Below are 16,757 nucleotides of genomic sequence, written 5' to 3'. Positions count from 1 at the left end.
ATAACACTATCTATCTTTTGGTCAAGTATTTTTTACTATATAAATCAATAGAGTAAATAAAAATTAAGCAGCCAATTATATGAAAAATATAGAATTTATTTAATCCAGTCAAGTTGATTCGATGGCTCTTTTCATGTTTAAAAATAGTATAAATAAAGAACCCTGCTTAGAGCAGGGTTCTTTTAAAGCTTTAGAAAAAGAAAATTAGTTCTTCTCTTTATCAACGATTTTGTTCGCTTGAATCCAAGGCATCATTGCACGCAACTTATTACCAGTTACTTCAATACCATGTGCAGCATTTTGACGACGACGAGCAGTCATAGATGGGTAGTTTAACGCACCTTCTTGAATGAACATCTTCGCGTATTCACCAGATTGAATACGTTTCAACGCATTACGCATTGCTTCACGAGACTGTTCGTTAATTACTTCAGTACCAGTTACATATTCGCCATACTCAGCATTGTTAGATACTGAGTAGTTCATGTCAGCGATACCACCTTCGAACATTAAGTCAACGATCAATTTAAGTTCGTGTAAACATTCGAAGTAAGCCATTTCAGGTGCATAACCAGCTTCAACTAGAGTTTCGAAGCCCATTTTCACTAATTCAACTGCACCACCACAAAGAACTGCTTGCTCACCAAATAAGTCAGTTTCAGTTTCTTCACGGAATGAAGTTTCGATAATACCTGTACGGCCGCCACCTACGCCAGAAGCATAAGAAAGAGCAACGTTACGTGCATTACCAGAAGCATCTTGGTGAATTGCGATAAGATCAGGAACACCTGAACCACGTTGGTATTCAGAACGAACTGTGTGACCAGGTGCTTTAGGAGCAACCATGATTACGTCTAAATCTTTACGTGGAACAACTTGGTTATAAAGAATTGAGAAACCATGAGCAAATGCAAGAGTTGCACCTTCTTTGATGTTTGGTTCAATCACGTCACGGTAAAGTTGTGATTGGAATTCATCTGGAGTCAAAATCATTACGAGGTCAGCTTGCTTAACTGCAGCAGGAACTTCTGCAACTTTAAGACCAGCATTTTCAGCTTTCTTCCAAGAAGCTGAATCTGCGCGTAAACCTACAGTTACATCTACGCCTGAGTCTTTAAGGTTAAGTGCATGAGCATGACCTTGAGAACCGTAACCAATAATCGCTACTTTCTTGCCTTGGATGATTGATAAGTCACAGTCTTTATCGTAAAAAATTTGCATTTGTGTTCTCCGCTAAAATACTTTTTAAAAAATTAAATGGCTAATACTTTTTCGCCACGGGCGATACCAGATACACCTGAACGAACGACTTCTAGAATAGTGTTTTCTGCAAGTGCATCGATAAAACCATCTAATTTTTCAGTTGTCCCTGCTATTTGAATGGTATAGGTAGTTGGTGTCACGTCTACAATTTGCGCACGGAAAATATCCGCTGTACGCTTAATTTCAGCACGTGAAGCACCTAACGCTTTTACTTTAATCAGCATCAGTTCACGCTCAATGTGTGAACCTTCTGATAAATCAACTACTTTTACAACTTCAACAAGTTTATTGAGCTGCTTTGTAATCTGTTCAATCTTATGGTCATCACCATAAGTTGTTAATGTTAAGCGTGATAAAGTTGGATCTTCGGTCGGTGCAACATTTAGTGTTTCAATGTTATATCCACGTTGGCTAAATAAACCAACAAGGCGAGAAAGCGCACCAGCTTCGTTTTCAACGAGTACAGAAATAATATGTCTCATTATGTACGCTCCCCTTTACCTAACCACATATCCTTCATAGACTGACCTGCGATCAGCATTGGATAAACATGTTCTGTACGATCAACCATGACATTAATGAATACACATTTATCATTAATCGCCATTGCTTCAGCAAGCTTCGACTCTAGTTCATCAGCATGATCAATCTGGATACCAACATGACCATAAGCTTCCATTAACTTGCCAAAATCAGGCAATGATTCAACATATGAGCTTGAGTGACGGCCTTCATAGTTCATATCCTGCCACTGCTTCACCATACCTAAAGCACGGTTATTCAAGCATAAGATCTTCACATTCATGCCGTATTGCTTACAGGTTGAAAGCTCTTGAATACACATTTGAATTGAAGCTTCACCAGTAATACAAACGACTTGTTGATCTGGGAAAGCGAGCTTCGCAGCCATTGCATAAGGTAAACCTACGCCCATGGTGCCCAATCCGCCTGAGTTAATCCATTGACGTGGACGTTTGTATTTGTAATACAAAGCACCAAACATTTGGTGTTGGCCCACATCTGAAGTAATGATGGCATCACCGTTAGTGACTTTATATAAAGCTTCAACAACTTGCTGCGGCTTCATTGTGCCATCAGTCGGGGTTTCAAACTTCAAGCCATGAACTTTACGCCATTCATTAATTTGATCCCACCACGCAGCAATTGCTTCAGGGTTTGGCTTAGACACATTTAATTGTTTCAATTGCGTCAACATTTCCTGAAGTACAGGCTCAACCGCCCCTACAATTGGAATATGCGCCATAATTGTTTTTGAAATGCTCGCCGGATCAATATCAATATGAATAACTTTAGCATTCACACAGAATTTTGCTGGGTTATTGGTCACTCGGTCATCAAAACGCGCACCAATTGCAAGAATGACGTCAGCATTATGCATCGCCATATTTGCTTCATAAGTACCGTGCATACCCAACATGCCCACGAATTGTGGATCATCGCCAGGGAAGCCACCAAGGCCCATAAGTGTATTAGTCACCGGATAACCGAGTAAATGAGCGAGTTCAGTCAATAATGCTGATGCATTACCTTGAACAACACCACCACCCGTATAAATTACAGGGCGTTTTGCACTTAAAAGCTCATCAATCGCTTTACGAATTTGACCAGAATGACCACGTGAAGGTGGCTGATAAGAACGCATCTTCACTCTTTCAGGATATTCGTACGCAAATTTTTCTGCAGGATTTGTCGCATCTTTAGGAATATCGACTACAACAGGGCCAGGGCGACCACTTGATGCGATATAAAATGCTTTTTTGATAATTGCAGGAATTTCGCTTGCATGACGAACTTGGAAGCTGTGTTTCACGATTGGACGTGAAATACCCACCATATCAGTTTCTTGGAAAGCGTCTTCACCAATAAGATGTGATGCAACTTGGCCAGACAAAATCACCATTGGGATTGAGTCCATATAAGCTGTTGCAATTGGAGTCACAGTATTAGTTGCGCCAGGTCCAGAAGTGACCAGTACTACGCCTGTCTTACCTGTAGCACGCGAGTAAGCATCTGCCATATGACCAGCAGCTTGTTCATGACGTACGAGGTAATGATTAATTTTGTCTTGTTGAAATAGCGCATCATAAATATGTAATACAGCGCCGCCTGGATAACCAAAAACATGTTCAACGCCTTCGTCCGCAAGAGCACGAACGAGCATTTCACCACCAGATAAAAGTTCCAACGTGATTCACCCTAAAATCTTTATCACTATTTATGGAAGGCACAAATAGTGTTTCATTCATTGAATTGTCTGCACTGTTATAGCACACATATTGTCTAGTTTTCGTTGCAATAGAAAAATTTCTGTTTTTCAGCCGTATAAGCTTTTTTAACATTAATAAAGCATGTCTGGATATACATACTTTAAGTAAAATCAATCTCTCGGCTAGAGAGAATGTCTATTACAAAACATGACGGTTATTCGAAGGGTGATCAAATAATCGCATATAAAACTAAAGGAAGCATTTTTGTTGTTTAATTCACTAAAGTCAAGATTAATGAAACACTTTTCTATGATTATTTTTTAACTGACTATTTTTTCATCTTATTTGATTTTTCCACTTTTCTTTTTTTATGATGACCCCGCTTTTTTCAGGTTTATTCTTGTTTAATTTTTAACGGAAAATAAATCCATCCCAAAACTGCATTTTTGTCGATTTTGCGCTATGCTGTGCAACAATCTTTAATATCAATTTTTGTTGTATAGCTTACGTCTATGACTATTTCTCACATTGACCCCGAATATCAAGCAAACACGATTGAACCATCAGTTCAACAAGATTGGGAAAATCGTAAAGTCTTTAAAGTTGCCGACACTGTCGAAGGTAAACATCGTTACATCCTGTCAATGTTTCCTTACCCAAGCGGCAAGCTGCATATGGGGCATGTGCGTAACTATACAATTGGCGATGTGATTAGCCGTTTTTACCGTTTAAAAGGTGAAACTGTATTACAACCTATGGGTTGGGATGCATTCGGTTTACCTGCGGAAAATGCAGCAATTGCCCATAAAGTTGCTCCGGCAAAATGGACATTTGAAAACATTGCCTACATGCGTGACCAATTAAAAAAATTAGGTCTATCTGTAGATTGGGATCGTGAATTCGCAACTTGTACACCAGAGTATTATCACTGGGAACAATGGTTATTTGTTCAGCTTTATAAAAAAGGCCTGATCTACCGTAAACTTTCAACAGTAAACTGGGATCCGGTTGACCAAACAGTTTTAGCAAACGAACAAGTTGAAAATGGTCGCGGATGGCGTTCTGGTGCATTGGTTGAAAAACGCGATATTCCAATGTACTACTTCCGTATTACTGACTATGCACAAGAATTATTAGATGACCTAGACACCCTACAAGACGGCTGGCCTCAACAAGTGTTGACCATGCAACGTAACTGGATTGGTCGCTCTACAGGCATGGAAATTACTTTCCCATCTGCCAATACCGAAATTTATGCTGATGGCTTAACTGTTTATACAACACGTGCTGATACGCTTATGGGCGTGACTTATGTTGCTGTTGCAGCAGAACACCCTCTTGCGCTTAAAGCTGCTGAAAATAACCCTGAATTGGCTGCATTTATTGAAGAGTGCCGCATGGGTTCAGTTGCAGAAGCAGACTTGGCAACAGCCGAGAAAAAAGGCATGGCAACAGGTTTGTTTGTAAAACACCCTGTAACTGGTGAAGAGCTTCCTGTCTGGATCGCAAACTACGTATTAATGTCTTATGGTTCTGGCGCAGTCATGGCTGTACCGGCACATGACGAACGTGATTTTGAGTTTGCCAACAAGTTCAACTTGCCAATTAAGCAAGTGATTGATGCAAAAGGTACTGACGATGCAGACTACTCTGCAACTGAATGGCAAGAATGGTACGGTTCTAAAGAAGGTAAACTTGTTAACTCTGGTGAGTTTGACGGTTTAGAATTCCAAGCTGCTTTCGATGCATTCCTTGCAAAATTAGAACCACAAGGTTTAGCAAATTCTAAAGTTCAATTCCGTTTACGTGACTGGGGTGTTTCTCGTCAACGTTACTGGGGTTGTCCAATTCCAATGATTAACTGTGATACTTGTGGTCAAGTCACAGTTCCAGAAAACCAGCTTCCGGTTGTATTACCAACTGATGTTGTTCCAGATGGTTCAGGTAACCCATTAAATAAAATGCCTGAATTCTATGAAACTAAATGTCCTTGCTGTGGTGGCGATGCACGTCGTGAAACAGATACTTTAGATACATTTGTAGAATCATCTTGGTACTACGCACGCTATGCTTCTCCAGACTTTACTGGTGGTATGGTTAAACCTGAAGCAGCTCAAAACTGGCTTCCGGTAAACCAATACATCGGTGGTGTTGAACACGCGATTCTTCACTTACTTTATGCACGTTTCTTCCATAAATTGATGCGTGATGAAGGTGTTGTACAAGGTAATGAACCATTTACCAACTTGTTAACTCAAGGCATGGTACTTGCAGATACATTCTATCGTGAAGCAGAAAATGGCAAGAAAACTTGGTTTAACCCTGCTGACATCGAATTAGAGCGTGACGAAAAAGGTCGCATCATTTCTGCGAAATATTCAGGTGACGGTCAGGAAGTTGTGATCGGCGGACAAGAAAAAATGTCTAAGTCGAAAAACAACGGTATCGATCCACAAGCAATTATTGATCAATACGGCGCAGATACAGCACGTGTATTCATGATGTTTGCTGCTCCACCAGATCAATCTTTAGAATGGTCTGATGCAGGTGTTGAAGGTGCAAACCGCTTCTTGAAACGTGTATGGCGCCTTGTAGCAAGCTTCCTTGAAAAAGGCAACCAAGCTTCTACGATTGATACAGCTAACTTGTCTAAAGATGCTCAAGATTTACGTCGCAAAACACACGAAACTATTCAAAAAGTAAGTGATGATATCGAACGTCGTCATGCCTTCAATACTGCGATTGCTGCTTTGATGGAATTGTTAAATGCGAGCAACAAGTTTGAAGCAAAAGATGACAATGACATTGCTGTAGAACGTGAAGCGATCACCACACTGTTAACTTTACTTGCTCCATTTGCACCGCATTTAAGTCAAACATTATTGGCTCAGTTTGGTACGGATGTAACAGAAGCAACATTCCCTGAAGTCGATGCTTCTGCATTAACTCGTAATACGCAAACGATTGTTGTACAGGTTAACGGTAAACTTCGCGGTAAACTTGAGGTTTCTGTTGATATCTCTAAAGAAGATCTATTAGCTCAAGCTAAAGCCCTACCAGAAGTTCAACAATTCTTAACAGGACCAACAAAGAAAGAAATTGTGGTTCCAAATAAATTAGTTAACCTCGTGGTTTAATTAAAGTTATTAATGAGAGGATCAAGCATGCACTTTGCCAAACGTTTAGCCGCTGTTGTTTTAACCTTAGGCCTTAGTGCAGGCTTAGTCGGGTGTGGATTTCATTTAAAAGGATCTAACCCGACTGCAACTCCACTTGTTTATAAAAAGTTAAGCCTTGAGTTACCGGCTAAAACTGATGATTTGGAAACGCAGTTAAAAGTATATTTGGCTGCAAATGGTGTTCAACTCAGCAATGATAATGATGCCTACGTACTCCGTGTGTTAGAGTACACTCCACGTCGTCAGCTTTTAAATGGAAAACTAACGGAAGTATTATTACGTTTAACTGTAACCTTCCAAATTGAAGACCGTCAGGGGAACAAAATTACTGAACCACGTTCATTAACTGCATCTCGTAGTTATCAATATGATCTTGCAACGGTTAACACCGAAAATCAGCAAGAATCTTATTTGCAGCGTATTGTGATTGATGACATTGCACAGCAAATTACTCGTCAGATTTCAGCAAACCGTTTACCAAAAGCTCAGCCTTAATCTTTATTTTTACCAGCAATGAAAATTGACTATTTACAAGCCTTAAAACGCATTCCGGAAGCACGGGGTGCGTGGATTTTACACGGCCAAGAACCTTTGCTGGAACAAAATTTATTAGATGCTTTTCGTAAAAGCTGGCAACAACAAGAAGTTGAAAGACAGCGCTACGATATTAGTAGCGTGAGCGACTGGAAAAATGTTTTTAATGCGCTTAACAGCTTATCTTTATTTTCTCAGCAGCTCGCCATTGAAGTTCATGGCAATATAAAACCTGATGCAAATGGACTAAAACAGCTTAAAAGTTATATTCAGCATAATGAAACTAACCTACTTTTAATTGTTTTACCTAAGCAAGATAGTAGTAGTTTAAAGTCTGCTTTTTTCCAAGTTGTTGAAGCAAATGGGGTTGTCGTTGCCTTAACCGCAAACTATCCGCAAGACCGTCAACGTATTTTAAGCGTAGAAGCAGAGAAGCTGGAGATTCAGCTCGACAACGATGCATGGCAGTGGCTCATGCAGCATCATGAGCATAATCTGCTCGCAGCTAAGAATAGCTTGATGCGTGTAAGAGATACTTTTCCAGACCAAAAACTGATTCAAATTGAACAGTTATATGCTTGTTTACAGGATCAATCACGCTATACCACCTATGATTTAAGTGATGCATTATTAGAAGGCAACCTTGGTCAATCTATTAAGATTTTTCAATATTTAATTGCGGCTGGCGAGCCAGAAAGTCTGATTTTATGGACGTTAAGTAAAGAAATGCGTTTACTGATGCAATTATTTGAACAGCCTCATAATGCTTTACAGCTCGGTATATGGAAAACAAAAGTCAGCTTATATCAACAAGCATTAAGAAGACTAAATCCCCAGCAGTTTTTAGGCTGGTCTACCCTTCTATTGCAAATTGATGCAGCAATTAAAGGAATGTCGAACGAAAATGCGGAACATTTAATGCAGCAAGCAATTGCTGAATTATGTGGAAAAACATTATTTATACAGTAACTCGGCAGAATCATTTTTCTTCATTCTTGAAATATCATAAAAATTCACGTTTTATCCTCATTTCGCTTTTATACTAAATTAAATTTTAAACTTTTTGACCTCTCATCATGCCAAAAATAAAGCCAATCAAACTCGTTATTATCATCGTCTGTATAGCAATTGTTGCTGTATTAGCTTGGAAGTTTTTAAAACCTAAACAGCAGCAGCCTCAATATATTACTGCTGAGGTGACCCGTGGGGATATTGAAAATAATGTACTTGCGACAGGCACACTTGATGCAACCAAACTCATTAGCGTTGGTGCGCAGGTATCTGGTCAGGTTAAAAAGATGTATGTACAGTTGGGCGATCAAGTTAAGCAAGGTCAACTTATCGCGCAAATTGACTCAACAACCCAAGAAAACAGCTTAAAAACGTCTGATGCAAATATTAAAAATTTAGAAGCACAGCGCCTTCAGCAAGTTGCTTCTTTAAATGAAAAACAACTTGAATACCGCCGTCAGCAACAAATGTATGCGCAAGATGCAACACCGCGTGCAGATTTAGAATCGGCTGAAGCAAGCTATAAAACAGCTCAGGCGCAAATTAAAGCATTAGATGCACAAATCGAATCTGCAAAAGTGACAAAATCTACGGCTCAAACCAATATTGGTTATACACGTATTGTTGCTCCAACTGATGGTACGGTTGTCGCGATTGTGACCGAAGAAGGCCAAACCGTAAACGCAAACCAAAGCGCGCCAACAATTGTCAAAATTGCAAAATTACAAAACATGACGATTAAGGCGCAAGTCAGTGAAGCTGACATTATGAAAGTTGAAAAAGGACAACAGGTTTACTTTACAACTCTAGGTGATGAAACCAAGCGCTATGCAACATTACGTCAAATTGAACCAGCCCCTGACTCAATTTCGAGCGAATCGACCAGTACAACAAGCTCAACTACCAGTTCGGCGGTTTACTATAATGCGTTATTCGATGTGCCAAATACCGATGGTAAATTGCGTATTGATATGACCGCACAAGTTTATATCGTATTAAATTCAGCTAAAAATGCTCTACTTGTTCCATCATCAGCATTAAGTTCTAAACAATTTTCTGGTCAAAGAAAATCAGGTCAGTCATCTGAGAAAGCAAGTTCTACCCCAAGTACAGAACGCAAAAATCAAGGTAATGGTGCTCGTTTAGAACGCTTAAATTTAACTGCTGAACAAAAACAACTGGTTGAACAAGGTAAATTAACGTTAAGTGTTGTACGCGTATTACAAGCTGATGGCACAACTAAACCAACTCAAATTTTGGTTGGCATTAACAACCGTGTAAATGCGCAAGTTCTTGCGGGCTTAAAACAAGGTGATCAAGTTGTCATTGCTGATAGTGCAGATACTTCTGCTGCATCAGCAAATAGTAGTAATAACCGTCGCCGTAGTGGCCCAATGGGAATGTAAGCATGACAAAACAAGCTTTGCTTGAAGTCAGCAATCTAGTCCGGGAATTCCCTGCTGGCGAAAGCACGATACAAATTTTAAAAGGTATTGACCTGACCATTTATGAAGGTGAACTGGTTGCCATTGTCGGCCAGTCGGGTTCTGGTAAATCGACCCTCATGAATATTCTGGGTTGTTTGGACCGACCTACGAGTGGTAGTTACAAAGTTAATGGACAAGAAACAGGTAAACTTGAGCCAGATCAGCTGGCTCGACTACGCCGTGAATATTTTGGTTTTATTTTCCAGCGCTATCACTTACTGGGCGACTTATCTGCCGAAGGTAACGTAGAAGTTCCAGCTGTTTATGCTGGTGTTACGCCTTCTGAGCGTAAACAACGTGCAACCGCTCTACTGACTGAATTAGGGTTGGGCACAAAAACACTCAATAGACCAAGCCAACTTTCTGGTGGTCAGCAGCAACGTGTTTCTATTGCCCGTGCGCTGATGAATGGCGGTGACGTTATTCTAGCAGATGAACCAACAGGGGCGCTTGACTCTCATAGTGGTGTTGAGGTGATGCGTATTTTGCGTGAACTCAATGCCGCAGGTCACACTATTATTTTAGTCACCCACGATATGCAAGTTGCAAAAAATGCGACTCGTATTATTGAGATTAGTGACGGAGAGATTATTAGTGACCGTGCTAATGTTCCAGATCAAGCAGCCGAACCAATCAAGACTGATCCTGATGCCGCTCCTGCTTTACAAGGTAAACAGAAGAAAGGCAAAAGTATTTCTGCATGGCGGTCTACTTTAGACCGTTTATCTGAAGCCTTCCAAATGGCTTTACTGTCTATGAATGCCCATCGCATGCGTACTTTTTTAACCATGCTTGGGATCATTATTGGTATTGCTTCTGTTGTTACGGTGGTCGCTCTAGGCAAAGGCTCTCAACAACAAATTTTAAGCAATATTAGTAGTCTCGGAACAAATACGATTACCGTGTTCCAAGGCCGTGGTTTTGGTGACAACTCAAAAACTGCAAGTTTTAAGACTTTGGTTCCTGCCGATGCTGATGCGTTAATGACTCAACCTTATGTCAGTGCAGTCAGTCCAATGGTCAGTACATCCAAAACCATGCGGTACCAACAAAATGAAGCAAACGCGACCATTAATGGTGTGAGTAACGATTATTTCGATGTAAAAGGTTTGGTCTTTAAAGATGGACAAACTTTTGACCAGCGAAGTGTTCGTGATCGCTCACAAGATGTAGTCATTGATACCAATACTCAAAAACAATTTTTTAGTGACGGTACCAACCCAATCGGTCAAGTGGTACTGCTCGGTAGTGTACCTGCTCGTATTATTGGTGTGGTAGAACCGCAAACAAGCGGTATGGGCTCAGATGACACTCTAAATGTCTATATGCCTTATACAACCGTAATGAGCCGTATGTTAGGACAATCTAATGTACGTAATATCGTGGTTCGTATTAATGACATATATTCAACTGCTGCCGCAGAAAATGCGATTGTAAATCTATTAACCCAGCGACATGGTGCACAAGATATTTTCACTATGAACAGTGACAGTATCCGTCAAACCATTGAGAAAACAACCAGTACAATGACGCTTCTGGTTTCAGCAATTGCCGTAATTTCTTTGGTTGTTGGTGGTATCGGGGTGATGAATATTATGTTGGTTTCGGTGACCGAACGTACTCAAGAAATTGGTGTACGTATGGCCGTAGGTGCTCGTCAAAGTGATATTTTGCAGCAATTCCTGATTGAAGCAATTTTGGTATGTTTAATTGGTGGTGTGCTTGGCGTCTTACTGTCGCTTGGCCTTGGACAACTTATTAATAAATTTGCTGGCGGTAACTTTAGCGTGGCTTATTCAAGCACATCAATTATTGCAGCATTTGTCTGTTCAACACTGATTGGTGTCGTATTCGGTTTCTTACCTGCCAAGAATGCCGCGAAACTTGACCCTGTTGCCGCACTATCTCGAGAATAAGGAAAATTGCATGTCTTTCTCAATGACTAAACTCAGCACAGCACTTCTTCTCACAGGTTCTCTTGTAGGATGTGCAGCTGTAGTAAAAACACCTTATGAAACGCCTGCAGTACAAGTTCCGGGTAGTTTTCAATATGACACAGCAAAATCAAAAAGCATGTCTGCCGATCAATATTCTGACCGTTGGTGGACGCTTTTTAACGATGCGCAGCTTAATCAACTTATAAGCAATGTATTAGAACGTAATAGTGATTTAGCAGTTGCAGGTATTGCCTTAAAGCAAGCCCGTCTACAAGCTGATTTAACCGCTAATAAGCAAGGCTTACGAACCAGCTCTAGTGTATCTACAGGCCATTCTTTCGATTTAAATTCGGGAGATGACAGCGCTAAAGGTCTTTCAATGAGTGCAGGTGTAAGCTATGAGCTTGATTTGTTTGGCAAGCTTGCACGTCAAACTGAAGCAAGTAAATGGGAAGCCTTAGCAACTGAACAAGATTTACAAGCTACTGGACAAAGCTTAATTGCAACCACTGCCAAACTCTATTGGCAACTGGGTTATTTAAATGAACGTTATGCGACTGCTCAGCAAAGCCTAGTAACCTCTCAAAAGCTTTATGACTTGGTTCAGATTCAATATAAAGCTGGTGCCGTTTCAGGCGTAGATCTGACTCAAGCAGAACAATCGGTACAAAGCCAGAAAGCAAGCTTAAGCCAAATTGAGCAACAACTGGTTGAAACACGCACAGCCATCGCAGTGTTATTGCATGAACCATTGCAACAATTAAACATTCAAGAGCCAAAGCGTTTACCACGCACCGCTCTACCTGCAATTGGCGCAGGCTTACCTGCCGATATTTTATCGCGCCGTCCTGATTTGCAAGCAAGTGAGCTACGCTTAAGAAAAGCATTAGCGACTAAAGATGCAACCAAAGCAAGCTACTACCCTTCGATTAGCTTAACCAGCAGTTTAGGTTCAAGCAGCACATCGTTAACAGAGTTATTACGTAACCCTGCTCTAACTTTAGGTGCAAGTTTAAGCTTACCATTTTTGCAATATAACGATATGAAAAAAGATATCGCGATTAGCAATCTGGATTATGAAAAAGCGATTATTCAATATCGCCAAACGCTTTATCAGGCTTTTGCTGATGTCGAAAATGCTTTATCGAGTCGTACCGAACTCGACAAACAAGTAGCGCTACAAGAGCGTAATGTTGAACTTGCAGAAAAAACCGAACGTTTAACTGAAGTCCGCTACCGTTATGGTGCTGTTGCATTAAAAACACTTCTTGATGCACAGCAAACCACTCGTACTGCGCGCTTAAGCCTCGTTGAAACGAAGCAAAGCCAATACAATGCTTATGTCACCCTCATGCAAGCTTTAGGTGGTTCCCCTGTAAAAGAACTGCCTCAATAACTTGTACCAATTAAAAAAGCCGTAGTCCTTCAACTACGGCTTTTTTTATGGCTGAATAAATTTTAAAACTTATTCATCATCCATCATAGATTGGCTCATACCTACAGTATTGAAACCAGCATCTACATATAGAATTTCACCAGTAATACCTGAAGCCCAAGGTGAGCATAGGAATAACGCTGCATTACCTACTTCTTCAATGGTTACGTTACGTTTTAATGGCGCAACTTTTTCATTGGCATCTAACATTTTACGGAAAGATTTAATACCAGAAGCAGCTAAAGTACGGATTGGGCCCGCAGAAATCGCGTTTACACGGATACCATCAACACCAAGGCTTGATGCCAAGTAACGAACACCAGCTTCTAAAGAAGCTTTTGCCATACCCATAACGTTATAGTTAGGCATAACGCGCTCAGAACCTTGGTAAGTCAAAGTCAATAAACACCCTTGGCGAGCTTGTAATAAAGGTTTTGCAGCACGAGCCATTGCAATAAAGCTGTATGCACTGATGTCATGAGCAACTTTAAAACCGTCACGGTCAGTCACGTCAGTGAAGTCACCATCAAGCGTGTGTGCAGGTGCAAAGCCAATTGAGTGTACAACACCGTCTACACCATCCCAATGTTTTGCAAGTTCTGCAAATGCATTATCAATTTCAGCATCAACAGCAACATCACATGGAAACACAAGCTTAGAACCGAATTGCTCAGCAAATTCATCCACACGTTTTTTTAATTTTTCGTTTGGATAAGTAAACGCAAGCTCTGCACCTTCACGGTGTAATGCTTGTGCAATACCAAAAGCAATTGATAATTTACTAGCAACGCCTGCAATCAAAAAGCGCTTACCTGCTAAAAGTCCTTGTGTCATGCCGATCTCACTCAAAACAATTTCAAGCATAATGCCAATATTCGGCGGTTTTCGAAATTGCATAATGCATCTTTTTTCAAAAATCGCACGAAAAAAAATCGCTCCTGGTGAGGAGCGACTTCTAGATGAATTCAATCTTAGTCGTCAGACAGTAAGCCCAGTAAACGTAAGAAAGAAATATACATCCATACTAAAGTTGCAAGTAATGCGATACCACACAACCATTCCATGAATTTTGGTGCACGATATGCTGCATTAGTTTCGATTAAATCAAAATCTAAAATCAGGTTAAGTGAAGCAATGACTGCGACGAATGCAGCAAAACCAGTGCCTAACCAGTTACTTTCAAAAATATAAGGAACACTTGAACCAAATGCTAAACGCATGACCATCTGCACAATAAATACAATAAAGATTGCCAAAGATGCAGAGATTACAACTGACTTGAACTTTTCAGTTGCGCGGATAATTTGGAATTTATATAAACCAAACATCACCAAAGTGGTGACAAAGGTTGCTAATAAAGCCTGAAGTGGAACACCTGGGTATTTCAACTGGAAAGTAAACGAAATACCACCTAAAAAAGCCCCTTCAAATAAGGCATACGGAATTGCCAATGTTGGCGCGGTCGTTGGTTTAAAGGTTGTAATTAAAGCTAAAACCAAGCCACCAATTGCACCCACAATTGAGGCCGCGTAAGCAATACCAACATTTGCAGTAAAGGCTGCATAGAAAAATAAAGCGACACCCACCGCAGCTGCAATGACTGTCAACATAACAGATTTTTGAATCGCACCTTGCACAGTCATCGGTTGACTATAATCACTGACCGTTTCAACGCGCGTCAGTATCGGGTTATTACTTTGCATAAATGCTCTCTTTTTATAATAAAAATTTAAAACATCATTTTAAGCAAAATGAATATGAAAGCCAAATCAGGCGATCGGCATTATTGTAACAATGTCCTTTAAGTAATAAAAAAGGAGGCATGAGCCTCCCTTTCATATCACGTCTACAACGTAATCAATCTTTACCATCAGTATTCATAATAAAGAAATATTCGCGGTAGTATTTCAACTCTGAAATTGAGTCACGAATATCATCCATTGCCAAATGAGATGCATTCTTTTTCAGACCACTCATAATTTCAGGGCGCCAGCGTTTTGAAAGCTCTTTTACCGTAGATACATCAAGATTACGATAGTGGAAATACTGCTCAAGTTCAGGCATAAGGCGGTGTAAGAAACGGCGATCCTGACAAATTGAGTTACCGCACATTGGTGAAACTTTTGGATTCACCCATTTTTTTAGGAATTCTAAAGTTTGTAACTCAGCATCACGAGCTGTTAATTTACTGCGACGAACTCGTTCAATCAGACCAGACTGCCCATGTTGACGAGTGTTCCATTCATCCATTGCATTTAAAATACGATCAGGTTGATGAATAGCCAAAACTGGACCTTCGGCAAGTACATTTAAATGATCATCTGTAATAATTGTTGCGATTTCAATAATTTGGTCATTATCGGTATCTAATCCGGTCATTTCCAGATCAATCCAAATTAATCGTGTATTTAAAGTACTGCTCATGAATGTACGTTCTAAAATGCCGTAAAAACATCAATAGTAGCAAATTTCTTGCTTCCGCGCTGTAATTCTATAGCTGCTTCATGCTATTTTTGCGGTCTTCAAACAATGGTTTTTTTGGGATATGAATGGCTTTAATTCGTAAGCGTCGTTTAACTGAACAGCAGCAACGTCGTATTGAAAAACAGCATAAAACTCGCCAAGAAGAGATCGATACTTCACAGGATCTAGATGGACTCGTTGTACAACACTATGGCCGTCAACTTGAAGTACAAGCCCTCTCTGTACCTGAGCATCACCCAGAAAAACCACAAGTTGCCGAAGGAGAACCAGAACCATTCTGGAAGCCGATCGAGCTCAATAGTGTTTGGCGTTGCCATACTCGAACTAATCTTGAGTTACTTGTAACTGGTGACCGAGTTAAATGGCAGGCAGACCCAAATACGGGTCTAGGCATTATTACAGCCATTCACCCACGTACATCTTTACTTACCCGCCCTGACCGCTATCACAAAGTTAAACCAGTGGCCGCGAATATCAGTTTGATTGTGATTGTATTTTCACCGCTTCCTGAACCAGCTCCAACGTTAATTGATCGATATTTAGTTGCTTGTGCAGACGCTAACATTCCTGCTCTTTTGGTCCTCAATAAGTCTGATTTACTCACTGAAAATGACCCTATTCTTACCCTATTAGAAGAATATAAAACCTTGGGTTATGAGGTGATGATTTGTCAGTCGAAGAAGGGAGATATCTCGGCTTTATCTGAGCGTTTAGATGGTGAAACCGTAGCATTTGTAGGGCAATCAGGCGTAGGAAAAAGCTCTTTAATTAATGTGCTCATTCCAGATGCAGAGCAAAAAACCAATGTTATTTCTGAAAACTCTGCACTTGGACAACACACGACAACCTCTACGCGCTTAATCAACTTCGGTAAAAATGGTGCCTTAATTGATTCTCCGGGAATTCGTGAGTTTGGGCTTTGGCATCTCGATTTAGAAAAAATTCGTATGGGCTTTCCAGACATTGCAGCCCATCTAGGATCTTGCCAATTCCGTAATTGCACTCACACTCATGAAAAGAATTGTGGGCTTAAACAGGCCGTTGAAGCGGGTGAAATTTTGCCACGACGTTTAGATAGCTTTTTGCGTTTAATCGATGAGATTCAAGAAGCGCAGCAAAAAAACTGATTTTCTGCCCTATTTGCCCTTGAAGTGGTGATTTTGATCACCATCTATATACGCTATACTCTAGGTCAATTT

General features: G+C 40.4%; 13 protein-coding genes. 7 read left to right on the top strand and 6 right to left on the bottom strand.

Features of this window, described 5'->3' with window-relative positions:
• Positions 1-204: 204 nt before the first annotated feature.
• The 3 genes from ilvC to HUN22_RS00975 are packed head-to-tail and all read right to left on the bottom strand — an operon-like array spanning position 205 to position 3,469.
• Positions 205-1,221, bottom strand: a complete 1,017-nt coding sequence (ilvC, locus tag HUN22_RS00985) for a ketol-acid reductoisomerase (protein WP_016142212.1) — start codon at positions 1,219-1,221, stop codon at positions 205-207.
• 32 nt (positions 1,222-1,253) lie between these two features.
• Positions 1,254-1,745, bottom strand: coding sequence for an acetolactate synthase small subunit (gene ilvN / locus HUN22_RS00980; protein ID WP_002114824.1), 492 nt, complete (start codon positions 1,743-1,745; stop codon positions 1,254-1,256).
• On the bottom strand, positions 1,745-3,469 hold the full coding sequence (locus HUN22_RS00975; RefSeq protein WP_174726171.1) for an acetolactate synthase 3 large subunit: 1,725 nt from the start codon (positions 3,467-3,469) through the stop codon (positions 1,745-1,747). The genes ilvN and HUN22_RS00975 overlap by 1 nt, the downstream gene beginning before the upstream one ends.
• 534 nt (positions 3,470-4,003) lie before the next feature.
• Here HUN22_RS00975 and leuS point away from each other — a divergent pair.
• The 6 genes from leuS (at position 4,004) to HUN22_RS00945 (ending at position 13,035) form a co-directional block, all read left to right on the top strand.
• The gene (leuS, locus tag HUN22_RS00970; protein ID WP_174726170.1) at positions 4,004-6,628 is read left to right on the top strand and encodes a leucine--tRNA ligase; all 2,625 of its coding nucleotides are present in this window, start codon (positions 4,004-4,006) and stop codon (positions 6,626-6,628) included.
• Positions 6,629-6,655: 27 nt separating this feature from the next.
• Positions 6,656-7,165, top strand: a complete 510-nt coding sequence (locus HUN22_RS00965) for an LPS-assembly lipoprotein LptE (RefSeq protein ID WP_032054413.1) — start codon at positions 6,656-6,658, stop codon at positions 7,163-7,165.
• Between the two features lie 18 nt (positions 7,166-7,183).
• Positions 7,184-8,173 carry a DNA polymerase III subunit delta gene (gene holA, locus HUN22_RS00960; RefSeq protein ID WP_174726169.1) on the top strand — a complete coding sequence of 330 codons (990 nt, stop codon included), beginning with the start codon at positions 7,184-7,186 and terminating at the stop codon, positions 8,171-8,173.
• Between the two features lie 107 nt (positions 8,174-8,280).
• Positions 8,281-9,621 carry a MacA family efflux pump subunit gene (locus tag HUN22_RS00955; RefSeq protein WP_174726168.1) on the top strand — a complete coding sequence of 447 codons (1,341 nt, stop codon included), beginning with the start codon at positions 8,281-8,283 and terminating at the stop codon, positions 9,619-9,621.
• 2 nt (positions 9,622-9,623) lie between these two features.
• Complete coding sequence (locus tag HUN22_RS00950; protein WP_174726167.1) at positions 9,624-11,618, top strand: MacB family efflux pump subunit; 1,995 nt, start codon at positions 9,624-9,626, stop codon at positions 11,616-11,618.
• 22 nt (positions 11,619-11,640) lie between these two features.
• Positions 11,641-13,035: an efflux transporter outer membrane subunit gene (locus tag HUN22_RS00945; RefSeq protein WP_174726175.1), complete on the top strand. Its 1,395-nt coding sequence runs from the start codon at positions 11,641-11,643 to the stop codon at positions 13,033-13,035.
• A gap of 69 nt (positions 13,036-13,104) precedes the next feature.
• Here the strand turns inward: HUN22_RS00945 and HUN22_RS00940 are convergent, their stop codons facing one another.
• From HUN22_RS00940 to orn, 3 genes are all read right to left on the bottom strand, one after another.
• On the bottom strand, positions 13,105-13,908 hold the full coding sequence (locus HUN22_RS00940; protein ID WP_023274323.1) for an enoyl-ACP reductase FabI: 804 nt from the start codon (positions 13,906-13,908) through the stop codon (positions 13,105-13,107).
• Positions 13,909-14,045: 137 nt separating this feature from the next.
• A complete protein-coding gene (locus HUN22_RS00935; RefSeq protein WP_174726166.1) occupies positions 14,046-14,777 on the bottom strand; it encodes a Bax inhibitor-1/YccA family protein in 732 nt (243 codons plus the stop codon).
• A 154-nt stretch (positions 14,778-14,931) separates the two neighbouring features.
• A complete protein-coding gene (gene orn, locus HUN22_RS00930; RefSeq protein WP_000099436.1) occupies positions 14,932-15,498 on the bottom strand; it encodes an oligoribonuclease in 567 nt (188 codons plus the stop codon).
• Between the two features lie 125 nt (positions 15,499-15,623).
• Between orn and rsgA the strand changes: the two genes are divergently transcribed.
• Complete coding sequence (gene rsgA / locus HUN22_RS00925) at positions 15,624-16,685, top strand: ribosome small subunit-dependent GTPase A (RefSeq protein WP_005066188.1); 1,062 nt, start codon at positions 15,624-15,626, stop codon at positions 16,683-16,685.
• Positions 16,686-16,757: the final 72 nt, after the last annotated feature.

It is taken from the genome of Acinetobacter lactucae (assembly GCF_013344765.1).
In the GTDB taxonomy this organism is placed as follows: Bacteria; Pseudomonadota; Gammaproteobacteria; order Pseudomonadales; family Moraxellaceae; genus Acinetobacter; species Acinetobacter lactucae_A.
Note: the sequence above shows the minus strand (reverse complement) of the source record. Positions and strands in the feature narration are given on the sequence as shown.